The organism is Arenimonas sp. (genome assembly GCF_019459675.1).
Taxonomy (GTDB): Bacteria; Pseudomonadota; Gammaproteobacteria; order Xanthomonadales; family Xanthomonadaceae; genus Arenimonas.
Genome location: NZ_JAIBFH010000149.1, coordinates 1 through 12664 on the forward strand (window position 1 = coordinate 1; position 12664 = coordinate 12664).

The 12664-nt window shown below is 69.3% G+C and carries 9 protein-coding genes and 2 pseudogenes; 7 read left to right on the forward strand and 4 right to left on the reverse strand.

Annotated features, from left to right (window positions below; all coding sequences use genetic code 11):
* Window positions 1-33 precede the first annotated feature (33 nt).
* The 4 genes and pseudogenes from rluB to K0M70_RS05425 form a co-directional block, all read right to left on the reverse strand.
* A pseudogene (gene rluB, locus K0M70_RS05410) lies at window positions 34-987 on the reverse strand (23S rRNA pseudouridine(2605) synthase RluB); the annotation flags it as partial.
* A gap of 41 nt (window positions 988-1028) precedes the next feature.
* A pseudogene (scpB, locus tag K0M70_RS05415) lies at window positions 1029-1808 on the reverse strand (SMC-Scp complex subunit ScpB); the annotation flags it as partial.
* A 19-nt stretch (window positions 1809-1827) separates the two neighbouring features.
* Entirely contained in the window at window positions 1828-2769 is a 942-nt protein-coding gene (locus tag K0M70_RS05420; protein WP_290780324.1) for a ScpA family protein, read from the reverse strand.
* A gap of 114 nt (window positions 2770-2883) precedes the next feature.
* Complete coding sequence (locus tag K0M70_RS05425; protein WP_290780328.1) at window positions 2884-3510, reverse strand: L-threonylcarbamoyladenylate synthase; 627 nt, start codon at window positions 3508-3510, stop codon at window positions 2884-2886.
* A 137-nt stretch (window positions 3511-3647) separates the two neighbouring features.
* Between K0M70_RS05425 and K0M70_RS05430 the strand changes: the two genes are divergently transcribed.
* The 7 genes from K0M70_RS05430 (at window position 3648) to K0M70_RS05460 (ending at window position 12582) form a co-directional block, all read left to right on the forward strand.
* Window positions 3648-3947 carry a YciI family protein gene (locus K0M70_RS05430; protein ID WP_290780331.1) on the forward strand — a complete coding sequence of 100 codons (300 nt, stop codon included), beginning with the start codon at window positions 3648-3650 and terminating at the stop codon, window positions 3945-3947.
* A 2-nt stretch (window positions 3948-3949) separates the two neighbouring features.
* The gene (locus K0M70_RS05435; protein WP_290780347.1) at window positions 3950-4225 is read left to right on the forward strand and encodes a BolA family protein; all 276 of its coding nucleotides are present in this window, start codon (window positions 3950-3952) and stop codon (window positions 4223-4225) included.
* 196 nt (window positions 4226-4421) lie between these two features.
* Window positions 4422-7919, forward strand: a complete 3498-nt coding sequence (smc, locus tag K0M70_RS05440; protein ID WP_290780334.1) for a chromosome segregation protein SMC — start codon at window positions 4422-4424, stop codon at window positions 7917-7919.
* 73 nt (window positions 7920-7992) lie between these two features.
* Window positions 7993-8760, forward strand: a complete 768-nt coding sequence (gene zipA, locus K0M70_RS05445; RefSeq protein ID WP_290780337.1) for a cell division protein ZipA — start codon at window positions 7993-7995, stop codon at window positions 8758-8760.
* Window positions 8761-8770: 10 nt separating this feature from the next.
* A complete protein-coding gene (gene ligA / locus K0M70_RS05450) occupies window positions 8771-10897 on the forward strand; it encodes an NAD-dependent DNA ligase LigA (RefSeq protein ID WP_290780339.1) in 2127 nt (708 codons plus the stop codon).
* Between the two features lie 44 nt (window positions 10898-10941).
* Window positions 10942-11910 carry an EF-P lysine aminoacylase EpmA gene (gene epmA / locus K0M70_RS05455; protein ID WP_290780341.1) on the forward strand — a complete coding sequence of 323 codons (969 nt, stop codon included), beginning with the start codon at window positions 10942-10944 and terminating at the stop codon, window positions 11908-11910.
* A 114-nt stretch (window positions 11911-12024) separates the two neighbouring features.
* Window positions 12025-12582 carry a DUF3011 domain-containing protein gene (locus tag K0M70_RS05460; RefSeq protein WP_290780344.1) on the forward strand — a complete coding sequence of 186 codons (558 nt, stop codon included), beginning with the start codon at window positions 12025-12027 and terminating at the stop codon, window positions 12580-12582.
* Window positions 12583-12664: the final 82 nt, after the last annotated feature.

Here is a 12664-nt window from a genome sequence, read left to right on the forward strand (position 1 = left end):
GCCGCGACCGCGGCCGCGGCCGGGCTTGTCTTAGCGGAAGGTGTCGAAGCGGCGCAGCTCGCGCGCCTCGTCGTCCACCGCGCCGTTCACGTATGACGTCTGCTTGCGGTCCTTGCCGATGCGGATTTCGGTCGGGCGCGACTTGCGCTGGCCGATCACCGGCTGCAGGGTCAGCACCGGCGGGTTCTGCTCGAGCTGGAACTGGGCGCGCAGCTTCTCGACCGCCTCGGGCGTCATTTCCTCGCACTGGCCGCGCTTGAGCAGGCGGGGCAGGTGCACGCTGCCGTACTTCACGCGCTTGAGCCGGCTGACGTTGAAGCCCTGCGACTCCCACAGGCGGCGAACCTCGCGGTTGCGACCTTCGGTGAGCACCACCTTGAACCAGGCGTGCGAGTCGGAGCTGCCGATGCGCTCGATCTCGTCGAACTTGGCCGGGCCGTCGTCGAGCTCCACGCCCTTGGCCAGGCGATGCACCACCGGATCGGGCACTTCACCGTGGATGCGGCAGACGTACTCGCGGGCGATGCCGCTGGACGGGTGCATCAGCGCGTTGGCCAGCTCGCCGTCGGTGGTCAGCAGCAGCAGGCCGGTGGTGTTGATGTCCAGGCGCCCGACCGCGATCCAGCGCGCGCCCTTCAGGCGCGGCAGCGATTCGAACACGGTGGGGCGGCCTTCTGGATCCTCGCGCGTGGTGACTTCGCCTTCGGGCTTGTTGTAGACCAGCACGCTGGCCGGCTCGGTCAGCGCGGTGGCTACGAACACCTTGCCGTCGAGTTCGATGCGGTCGCCGCCCTTCACCGACTGGCCGGTCTGCGCGACCACGCCGTTGACCTTCACCAGGCCCTGGGCGATGCGCTCCTCGAGCGCGCGGCGCGAGCCCAGCCCGGCCTGGGCGAGCACCTTGTGCAGGCGCTCTTCGACCTTGGCGGTGGCGGACTCGCTGCCCTTGAGTTTCAGGGACAGGGTTTTCTTGATCTTGTCGCTCATTGCTTTTGCTCCGGCTCGGCGGTGTCGCCGGCCTCATCAGTGGTAGGGGCCGGCGTCGTCTCGACGGTGCCGTCGTTGTCTTCGTTGCTTTCGTTGCTTTCGCCGCCAACCAGGTGGCCTTCGCCAGCCGTGTCGTCGTCGTTGGAAATCAGGTGGCCTTCGCCGGCGATGTCGTCGTCTTCGCTTTCATCGGTATCGGCGTCGGCGTCGAAATCCATTTCGTCCAGCGGTGCCGCCAGCGCCGCCTTCGCCACGCCCGAGGGAATGTCGAACGGCAGCTGCGGATCAAGCTCGGCGATGTCCTTGAGTTCGGCCAGCGGCGGCAGCTCGTCCAGGCTCTTGAGGCCGAAATAGTCGAGGAAGGTCTTCGTGGTGCCGAACAGTTCCGGGCGGCCCGGCACGTCGCGGTGGCCGACCGAGCGGATCCACTCGCGTTCTTCCAGCATCTTGATCATGTTGGCGTTGACGCTGACGCCGCGGATCTGTTCGATCTCGCCGCGGGTGATCGGCTGGCGGTAGGCGATCAGCGCCAGGGTCTCGAGCGTGGCGCGGGTGTATTTCGTCTGGCGCTCGGTCCACAGGCGCGCCACCCAGGCGTGCACGTCGGCCTTCACCTGGAAGCGGAAGCCCGAGGCCACCTCCACCAGCTCCACGCCGCGGTCGGCGCAGGCGTCGCGCAGTTCGGCGATGGCCTGTTCGATCGAGCCCGGCGGGGCCTGTTCTTCTTCGGGGAACAGCCCGGCAAGCTGCGCCAGGGTGAGCGGCTGCGGAGCGGCCAGCAGGGCGGCTTCGACGATCTGTCGGATCAGGGTCGGGTCCATCGCTTGGTAGTTTCCGGAATCAGGCGTCGGCATCGTCGCCGCCGTCAGAGGTGGGGGTGGGCAGTTCGAGATCGCTGTCGCGATCGCCGGCGGCCAGGGATTTCACGTAAATCGGCGCCAGCGCCGGCGGCTTGGCGGTGTGCACTTCGGCGTGCGCAGGCGGCGCATCCTGCACGATCTCGAGCAGTTGTTCCTTGGCCAGCTCCAGCACGGAAAGGAAGGTGACCACCACGCCCAGGCGGCCTTCCTCGGCGTTGAACAAATTTTCGAAGGCGTGGAACTTGCCGTCGCCCAGCTTGCCCAGCACTTCACCCATGCGCTGGCGCACGCTGAGCGCCTCGCGCCGGATGGCGTGGTGGGTGAACAGGTCGGCGCGCTTGAGCACGTCGCGCAGGGCCAGCAGCATCTCGCGCAGGTCCACCGGCGGCGGCACCTTCACCGCGGCGCGCTCGGGCAGGTGGGCGTGCACCACGTGGGTGTCGCGCTCCAGGCGGTCCAGGCCGTCAATGTCCTCGGCGGCCTTCTTGAAGCGCTCGTACTCCTGCAGGCGGCGCACCAGCTCGGCGCGCGGGTCGGACTCCAGGCCTTCGTCGCTGGGCGGGCGCGGCAGCAGCATGCGCGACTTGATCTCGGCCAGGATGGCGGCCATGACCAGGTATTCGGCGGCCAGCTCGAAGCGCATGTCCTCCATCACGCCGATGTAGTCGACGTACTGGCGGGTGATCTCGGCCACCGGGATGTCGAGGATGTCCAGGTTCTGGCGGCGGATCAGGTACAGCAGCAGGTCCAGCGGGCCCTCGAAGGCCTCCAGGATCACTTCCAGCGCGTCGGGCGGGATGTACAGGTCCTGCGGCATCTGCAGCACCGGCTGGCCCTTGTACACCGCCAGCGGCATTTCCTGCTGCTGCGGCTGCACCGGGAACGCCGGCTGCTCCGCTGGGATCGCGGTGATTTCGCTCATCAAAGGCTCATGCAATGGGGTGTGGCTCGCTTGGAGCTGGCCCCTGGGGGCCGGGGTGGGGCAGGGCAACGGTGCTGCAGGGTCACGACGTCAAGGCTTGGCCTGGTCGCAAAGTCACAGTGAAACGGGATGGAAGCCCTGGCGGACGACCTCGGGCTGGTCGCCCGTGCAGTCCACCACGCTGGTGGGGCCGGGCTCGCAGTCCTCGGCGTCCAGCATCACATCCGCCCAGCGCAGCCAGCGCTCGGCGACCACCTCGGCCTCGTGGCTTTCCGGATCGGTTTCATCCGGCAGCAACAGGCTGGTTGACAGCAAGGGCTCGCCCATCGCTTCCAGCAGCGCCCGGGTGACCACGTGGTCGGGGAGGCGTATGCCGATGTCGCGGCGCTTGCTTCGGCCGCTGTTCTTGATGCGCTTGGGCAGGTCCGAGGAGGCCGGAAGGATGAACGTGCAGGGCCCCGGGGTCAGCGATCGCATCAGCCGGAAGGCCGGATCGTCTAGCCGGGCCAAGCGGCCGGCCTCACTCAATTGGCGACAGAGTAAGGTGAAAGGGTGCTTGCTGTCCAGTTCACGCAGGCGCTGCACCCGCTCTTCGGCCTCTTTCCCGTCCAGGCTCCAGGCCAACGCATAGCCGGCGTCGGTGGGCACCAGCGCGAGGCCGCCGGCCTTGAGGATGGCAGCCGCCTTCTCGATCAGGCGGACCTGCGGATTGACGGGATGGAGCTGAAAGCGTTCGGGCATCCGCTGATTGTGCCCTGCGTGGCGCCCCCGCGGCGACCCCTCTCGTGGCTGTGCCCACGCGGCCTGGGCTAAAGTCGCGCAATTGCCCGGTGAATGTCGCGAAGACGCGCGGCGACGGGCCCAGCAGGAGTCTGACCATGTGGTACCTGATCCACGGCATTGACCACCCGAACTCACTCGAGGGCCGCAAGGCCGCGCGCCCGGCGCACCTGGCGCGGCTGGAAGCGCTGCGCGACGCCGGTCGCCTGAAGATAGCCGGGCCGCTGCCGGCGATCGATGCCGAGGACCCGGGTCCGGCCGGCTTCACCGGCAGCATCATCGTGGCCGAGTTCGGCTCGCTGGCCGAAGCCCGCGCCTGGGCCGACGACGATCCCTACGTGGCGGGCGGGGTTTATGCCCGCGTGGACATCAGCCCCTTCCGGCTGGTGCTGCCGTGACCCTGCCGCGCGACCAGCGTCCGGCCGCGATCCGCGCCGCGCTGGAGGCTGCGCTCTCGCCCGTGTCGCTGGAAGTGGAGGACGAAAGCCACAAGCACGCCGGCCACGCCGGCGCGCGCGACGGCCGCGGCCACTTCGCGGTCAGCGTGGTCAGCGAGGCCTTTGCCGGGCTGGCGCCGCTGGCGCGGCACCGCAAGGTCTACGCGGCATTGGGCGAGCTGATGACCACCGACATCCACGCCCTGTCCATCCACGCCCGCACCACGTCCGAGGCCTGAAAGGGGCAGGGAGCCTGGCGGGGCCGCTGGTATACTGGCCCACGGCCGCGTGCCGGGGTCCCATCAACGCCATTTAATTCAATCACTTGGCGTGAATGGCCGCCCCGCCCGCGAGCTTCCCATCGACCCTGCGGCGGGGCGCCCCTGGCGTCCCGTGGCCGGCGACCACTGGCCGGCTGCTTGAGAAAAAAAACGAATGCGCCTTTCCACCATCAAGCTGTCCGGATTCAAATCCTTCGTTGACCCGACGGTGCTGCACCTGCCCACCAACATGACCGGCGTGGTCGGTCCCAATGGCTGCGGCAAGTCCAACATCATCGACGCCGTCCGCTGGGTGATGGGCGAGAGTTCGGCCAGCCGCCTGCGCGGCGATTCGCTCACCGACGTCATCTTCTCCGGTTCTTCCACCCGCAAGCCGGTCAGCCAGGCGCAGGTGGAACTGGTGTTCGACAATTCCGAGGGCAGCATCGGCGGCGAATACGCCCGCTACGCTGAAATCTCGGTCAAGCGCATGGTCAGCCGCGACGGCCAGTCGAACTACTACCTCAACGGCGCCCGCTGCCGCCGCCGCGACATCACCGACCTTTTCCTGGGCACCGGTCTTGGCGCGCGCAGCTATTCGATCATCGAGCAGGGCATGATCAGCCAGATCATCGAGGCCCGGCCCGAAGACCTGCGCGTGTACCTGGAAGAAGCCGCCGGCATCTCCAAGTACAAGGAGCGCCGCAAGGAAACCGAATCGCGCATCAAGGCCACCCGCGAAAACCTCGACCGCCTGAACGACCTGCGCGAGGAAGTGGACAAGCAGCTCGAACACCTCAAGCGCCAGGCCCGCGCCGCCGAGCAGTACCAGACCCTGCAGGCCGAACGCCTGAACAAGGACGCCCAGCTCAAGGCGCTCGAGTTCCGCCGCTTCGACACCGACCTCAAGGCCCTGCACGAAACCCTGACCCAGGACGAGATCAAGCTGCAGGCCCTGCTGGCCGACCAGCGCCAGGCGGAGGCCCAGATCGAGGCCTGCCGCAGCCAGCACGGCGAAGCCAGCGAGCGGCTGGGCAAGGCCCAGGCCGAGGTCTACCGCGTGGGCGGTGAGCTGGCCCGCATCGAGCAGCAGATCCAGCACCAGCGCGAACTGCGCCAGCGCCTGGAAACGGCGCGCGCCGAAGCCGATGCGGCGTTCGCGCAGGTGGGCGAGCACATCAGCGGCGACGAACGCCAGCTGGCCGAACTGCACAACGCCATCGCCGCGGCCGATCCCCGGCTGGAAGCGCTGCGCGCCGAAGACACCGGCCGCCAGGACGGCCTGCGCGCCGCCGAAGCGGCGCTGCAGGACTGGCAGCAGCGCTGGGACACCTACGCCAAGGCACAGGCCGAAGCCGCGCGCTGGGCCGAGGTCGAGCGCACCAAGATCGAATACCTCGAGAAGCAGGCGCTTGACGCCGGCCGCCGCCGCGAGGCGCTGGCCAGCGAGCGCGGCACGCTCGACACCGCGGCGCTCACCGAAGCGTTGGCGCGAATGGTGCAGGACCACGACGCACAGAAGTCCGGCCTGGACGGCCTGGGCACCGTGCTGGAACAGCGCAAGGGCGCGCTGACCGCGCTGCAGGAAAACCAGCGCCAGCAGCAGTCCGAACTGGCCGATGTCCGCAAGCAGGGCCAGGCCGCGCGCGGCCGCCTGTCGTCGCTCGAAGCGCTGCAGCACGCCGCGCTGGGCCAGGAAAAGAACGTGGCGCTGGACTGGCTCAAGGCCAATGGCGTGGCCGACAACGCCCGCCTGGGCGAGTCGCTGCAGGTCGAGGCCGGCTGGGAAACCGCGGTGGAAACCGTGCTGGGCAGCCTGCTTGAAGCGGTGACCGTGGACGCCCCGGCGGACTGGCTGGACGCGCTGGCGAGCCTTTCGCAGGGTCGCGTCGCCCTGGTCAGCGCCAGCGACGACGCGGTGGACGTACCGGCCGGTTCACTGGCCGCCAAGGTGCAGGGCCCCGCAGCCATCCGTCGTCTGCTGGCGGGCATCCATGCCGTCGAAAGCACCGCCGATGCGCGCGCCGTGCGCCTGGGCAACGGCGAGGCGGTGATCACCCGCACCGGCGAATGGCTGGGTGCCGGCTGGCTGCGCGTGCTGCGCAGCGGCGAAGCCCAGCAGGGCGCGCTGGGCCGCGAGCGCGAAATCCAGTCGCTGCGCGCCGAAATCGATACGCTGGCGAAAAAGGAACAGGCCCTCAACGAAGGCCTGACGTCCATGCGCGACAAGCTGCTGGAGGCCGAGCAGCACCGCGAAGACGCGCAGCGCTCGCTGTACCTCGCGCACCGCAGTGTGTCCGAACTGGCCGGCCAGCTGCAGGGCCAGCAGGGGCGGCTGGAATCAGCGCAGACCCGCGTCACCCGCATCGACGGCGAGCTTTCCACGCTGGGCACCACGCTGGACGAATCGCAGGCCAACGCCCGCGAAGCGCGCGGCCGCCTCGAGCAGGCCGTGGGCAAGATGGGCGACTTCGAAACCGAGCGCCAGCGCCTGGACGCCGAGCGCCGCAGCTTTGGCGAACAGCGCGATGCTGCCCGCAACGCCGCCCGCGAGGCGCGCGACGCCGCGCACCAGCTCGCGCTTTCGCTCGAATCCCAGCGCGCCCGCGTGATCGCGCTCAGCCAGTCGCTGGCCCGCATGGGCAGCCAGAAAGCCCAGCTGGAAGTGCGGCTTAACGAACTGGTGGCCCAACTGGCCGACGGCGATGCGCCGGTGGTGGCGCTGCAGGCCGAGCGCCAGGCGGCGCTTGACCAGCGCGTTGTCGTGGAAAAAGACCTGGCCGCCGCCCGGTCCTCGCTCGACGGCATCGAAAGCGAGATGCGCGGCTACGAACAAACCCGTCAGCAGCGCGACCAGCAGTCGCTGGCCCAGCGCGAGGCGATCTCCGGCAAGCGCATGGAGGAACAGGCCCTGGCCCTGCGCGCCGGCCAGCTTTCCGAGGCCATCACCACCGCCGGCCTGGTGCTGGAAGACGTGCTGCAGGCCCTGCCCGAGAAGGCCGACTTCGACGGCTGGCAGAAGAACCTGGCCGACATCGACGCCAAGATGCGCCGGCTTGAGCCGGTGAACCTGGCCGCCATCCAGGAATACGGCGAGCAGGGCGAGCGCAAGACTTACCTCGACGCCCAGAACAACGACCTCACGTCGGCCCTGGACACCCTGGAAGCCGCCATCAAGAAGATCGACCGCGAAACCCGCGGCCGCTTCAAGGAAACCTTCGACCGCGTCAACACCGGCGTGCAGGAGCTCTACCCGCGCCTGTTCGGCGGCGGCCACGCCTACCTCGAACTCACCGGCGAAGACCTGCTCGACACCGGCGTGTCGATCATGGCGCGCCCGCCGGGCAAGCGGGTGAGCAACATTTCGCTGCTTTCCGGCGGCGAGAAGGCGCTCACCGCGGTGGCGCTGGTGTTCGCGATCTTCCGGCTCAATCCGGCGCCGTTCTGCCTGCTCGACGAGGTGGATGCGCCGCTGGACGAAGCCAACGTCGGCCGCTTCAGCGCCATGGTTACCGAGATGAGCGAGAAAGTGCAGTTCCTCTTCGTCACCCACAACAAGGCGACGATGGAGGCGGCCAAGCAGCTCTCGGGCGTCACCATGCGCGAGCCCGGCTGCAGCCGCCTGGTGTCGGTGGACCTGGCCGAAGCCTCGCGCCTGGTCGGCGCGGCCTGACCGCGGCGCGGAATTCGGGCATCATTTCACGGCAGGCCGCAGACGCGGCCTGACCGCAAACAGGAGACGCACCATGCTCGACGGATTCAGCGAAACCGCACTATTGCGCATCGCCATCGGCGTCGCGGCGGTGATCCTGTTCGCCGTGATCCTGTTCACCAGCCGCAAGAAGCCCGAACAGGGCAAGCGCACCGCCAGCCCCCGCGCCGAAGCCAGCGGTCCCCGGCAGGAGCCCACGCTGCGCGAGATGATGCAGGCCGACGCCGACACCGGCGACCGGGCCGCTGCCATCGCCGACTCCGAGCTGGACCTGCTCGAGAAAACCCTGGCCGGCGAGTCCGTACCCGACCGCCGCCCGGCGGCGGCGCCAACGGCCGGCGCTCGCCCGGACGAGAATTTCGACAAGGTGGTCAGCCTGTTCCTGGCGGCCCGCGCCGGCCAGTCGCTGCAGGGTCCCGACCTGGTGGTCGCGGCCGAGAAGGCCGGCCTGGTCTATGGCCACATGAACATCTTCCATCGCCTGGTGGACAACCATCCCGAGCAGGGCCCGATCTTCAGCGTGGCCAACCTGGTCAAGCCGGGTGCGTTCGACATGGCCCATATCCAGGACCTGCGCACGCCGGGCATCAGCTTCTTCATGGCGCTGCCGGGCCCCATGTCGGCGCTGGACGCCTGGGACGCGATGCTGCCAACGGCCCAGCGCATGGCCGAACTGCTCGACGGCGTGCTGCTGGACGACGAGCGCAACGCGCTCGGCCGCCAGCGCATCGCCCACTTGCGCGAAGACCTGCGCAACTACGACCGCCAGCAGCAACAGTGGGACCTGCGAACCACCCGCTGAGGTTCATGCGATGACTGCCCCCGCCGCGCGCGCCGCCCAGCTGCGCCGCCTGCTGGACGAAGCCAACCACCGCTACCACGTACTCGACGACCCGGCCATCCCGGACGCCGAGTACGACGCGCTGCTGCGCGAGCTGCAGGCCATCGAACTGGCGCATCCAGACCTGGCCAGCGCCGACTCGCCGACCCAGCGCGTGGGCGCCGGCGTGCTGCCGGGCTTTGCCGAGGTGGTTCACGAGCAGCCGATGCTGTCCTTGAACAACGCCTTCAGCGACGAGGAAGTGGCGGAGTTCGTCCAGCGCATCGAGAAGCAGCTGGGCGTGGCGGAGCCTGAGTTTTCAGTGGAGCCCAAGCTCGATGGCCTGGCGATCAGCCTGCGCTACGAGCAGGGGCTGTTCGTGCGCGGGGCCACCCGCGGCGACGGCGCCACTGGCGAAGACGTGACGCAGAACCTGCGCACCCTCAAGGCAATCCCGCTCAGGCTGCGCGGCCAGGCGCCACCGGTGCTGGAGGTGCGCGGCGAGGTCTACATGCCGCGCGCCGGTTTCGAGGCTTACAACGCCCGCATGCGCGAGACCGGCGGCAAGGTGCTGGCCAACCCGCGCAACGGCGCGGCGGGGTCGCTGCGCCAGCTCGACCCGCGCCTGGCGGCGGCGCGGCCGCTGGCGTTCTACGCCTACGGCCTGGGCGTCACCGATGGCTGGACGCTGCCCGCCAGGCATTCGCAGATGCTGCAGGCGCTGCGCGGTTTCGGCTTCCCGGTGTCGCCGGAAGTGTCGGTGGCGCGTGGCTTGGGCGGCCTGCTGGAGTACTACGCCGCGATCGGTGCCCGTCGGGACGCGCTGGCTTACGACATCGACGGCGTGGTCTACAAGCTCGACCACCACGACCAGCAGAAGGCGATGGGTTTCGTCTCGCGCGCGCCGCGCTGGGCCATCGCGCACAAGTTCCCGGCCCAGGAACAGCTCACCACCGTGGAGGCCATCGAGGTGCAGGTGGGCCGCACCGGCGCGCTGACGCCGGTGGCCCGGCTGGCGCCGGTGCAGGTGGCCGGCGTGGTGGTGACCAACGCCACGCTGCACAACGCCGACCAGATCGCGCGGCTGGACGTGCGCGTGGGCGACACGGTGATCGTGCGCCGCGCCGGCGACGTGATCCCCGAAGTGGTGCGCGTGGTGGCTGAAAAGCGCCCGCTGGACGCCCACGGCCGGCCGCTGCACGCGCCGTTCGAATTCCCATCCACGTGCCCGGCCTGCGGTTCGCCCACCGAAGCGGTGCGCAAGGTGCTCAAACAGACCAAGGCCGGCGGCATCGAGTATGCCGAGGGCGCCGCCATCGTCTGCACCGGCGGGCTGTTCTGCCCCGCCCAGCGCAAGCAGGCGGTGATCCACTTCGCTTCGCGCCGCGCCATGGACATCGAAGGCCTGGGCGAAAGCCTGGTCGAGGCTTTGGTGGACTTCGACTACGTGCGCACGGTGGCTGATCTTTACGCGCTGGGCCTCGACGACTTCCTCGCCATGAGGCGCCGCGCCGACGAGCGCGACGGCACCGTGCCCGAGACCGTCAAGGCCGGCAAGGTGGCGACGAAGTGGGCCGAGAACCTTATCGAAGCCATCGCTGCAAGCCAGGCCACCTCGCTGGAGCGGCTGCTGTTCGCGCTGGGCATCCGCGACGTGGGCGAGTCCACGGCACGCACCCTGGCCCGACATTTCGGCGCGCTGCAGCCGATCATGGACGCCGACGAGGCCACCCTGTGCGAGGTGCCCGACGTGGGCCCGGTGGTGGCCAGGCGCATCGCCGGATTCTTCGCCGAGCCGCACAATCGCGAGGTGGTGGAGGCCCTGCGCAAGGCCGGCGTCCGCTGGACCGAGGGCGCGCCGCAGCGCTCGGCGCAGGGCCCGCTGGCGGGCCAGACCGTGGTGCTGACGGGCGCCCTGGCCGTGATGGGCCGGGACGAGGCCGGCGACCGCCTGCAGGCCCTGGGCGCCAAGGTCTCGGGCAGCGTGTCGAAGAAAACCAGCTTCGTGGTGGCCGGCGAAGCCGCCGGGTCCAAACTCGAAAAGGCCCTGGCCCTGGGCGTCGAGGTCTGGGACGAGGCGAGGCTGCTGGATTTCCTGAACAGTCACCCCGCCGGCTGATCGCACCGCATCCGGCGGCCCCGGCGCGGGAGTAAAATAGCGTCATGAAAGACTGGAAACCCAGCGCCAACCTCAAGGCCCTGCGCCTGCGCGCCGACCTGTATGCGCTGCTGCGGGGCTTCTTTGCCGAGCGCGGCGTGCTGGAGGTGGAAACCCCGCAGCTGTCTTGTGCGGGCAATACCGACCCGAACATCGAAAGCTTCGCGCTGCGCTTCGACGGCCCGCGCACGGCGGGCGACACCACGCGCTGGCTGCGCACTTCGCCCGAGTTCCCGCTCAAGCGCCTGCTGGCCGCCGGCGTGGGCGACTGTTACGAGCTGGGGCGCGTGTTCCGCAACGGTGAGGCCGGCAAGCGCCACAACCCCGAGTTCACGATGCTGGAGTGGTACCGCGTCGGCCTGGACCACCACCAGCTGATGGACGAAGTGACGGAGCTGCTGACGGCCGCGCTGGCGCTGGCCGGCAAGCGCGCCACCGTTCGCGAAACCAGTTTCCGCGGGCTCTACCAGGACAAGTTCGGCTTCGACCCGATGCTGGCCCCGGAAGTCGAGCTGCGTTCGCCGCTGCAGGTTTATGGCATCGACCCGGCCGGCCTGACGCGCGACGACTGGCTGGACCTGCTGATGACCCACCTCATCCAGCCCACCATCCCCGCCAACCGCATCGTCTTGGTGTACGACTACCCGGCCAGCCAGTGCGCGCTGGCGAAGGTGCGTGACGGCGATCCACCGCTGGCCGAACGTTTCGAAGTGTTCCTGGGTCCGCTGGAGGTCGCCAACGGTTACCACGAGCTCAACGATGCGGCCGAACAGCGCCGGCGCTTCGAAGCCGACCTGGACCGACGTCGCGCCCGCAACGCCGCTATGCCGGCCGTGGACGAGCGCCTGCTGTCCAGCCTGGCCAAGCTGCCCGAATGCGCTGGCGTGGCCCTGGGCGTAGACCGCCTGCTGATGGCGCTGATGGGCACCGACAAGATCTCCGACGTGCTGGCGTTCCCGTTCGACCGGGCATGAACGGACGTTAAGCGCTGGCCGCGGCGCGGCGCCGGATTATCCGGCGATTCATGCGGCCACCCTTAGATTGCCAGCCGTGCGGCCACTGTCGGTCGACGCCAAGGAGCCTTCGCCATGTCCCGTTACCTGATTGCCCTGCTGGCCCTCGCCGCCGCGGCGCTGCCGTTCTCGGCGTCGGCGGATTCACGCTATCGCCATTACGACGGCTACGGTTACGGTGCCGCCGAAGTTCGCTGCAGCTCCAATGACGGCCGCAACCGCTTCTGCGGCGTGGACACGCGCGGCGGCGTAAGGCTGGTGCGGCAAGAATCACGCTCGCCCTGCATCCAGGGCCGCAGCTGGGGCTACGACCGCCGAGGCATCTGGGTCAGCAACGGCTGCCGCGGCCGCTTCCAGGTGGGCGCGGGCAGTGGCTACCGCCAGGCGGACTACGGCCGGGGTTACGACCAGCGCGGCTATTCGGACTTTGGCTACGGCGCCGGTCCGCAGGTGGTTCGCTGCGAGTCGCGCGACGAACGCCAGCGCTTCTGCCGGGTGCCCGGCGGCCTGCGCGACGCGCAGATCGTCCGCCAGCTGAGCCATACGCGCTGCCAGTTCAACTACAACTGGGGCTACCAGCGTGACGGCATCTGGGTTGACCTGGGCTGCCGCGCGGAGTTCAGCGTGTATTGACCCCTGGCGGTCCGAATACCGAAGCCCCGCCCCGGGGCGGGGGTGGGGGGTTGAGGGGTTTGGGCGCGTTGGCCCCCCGGCC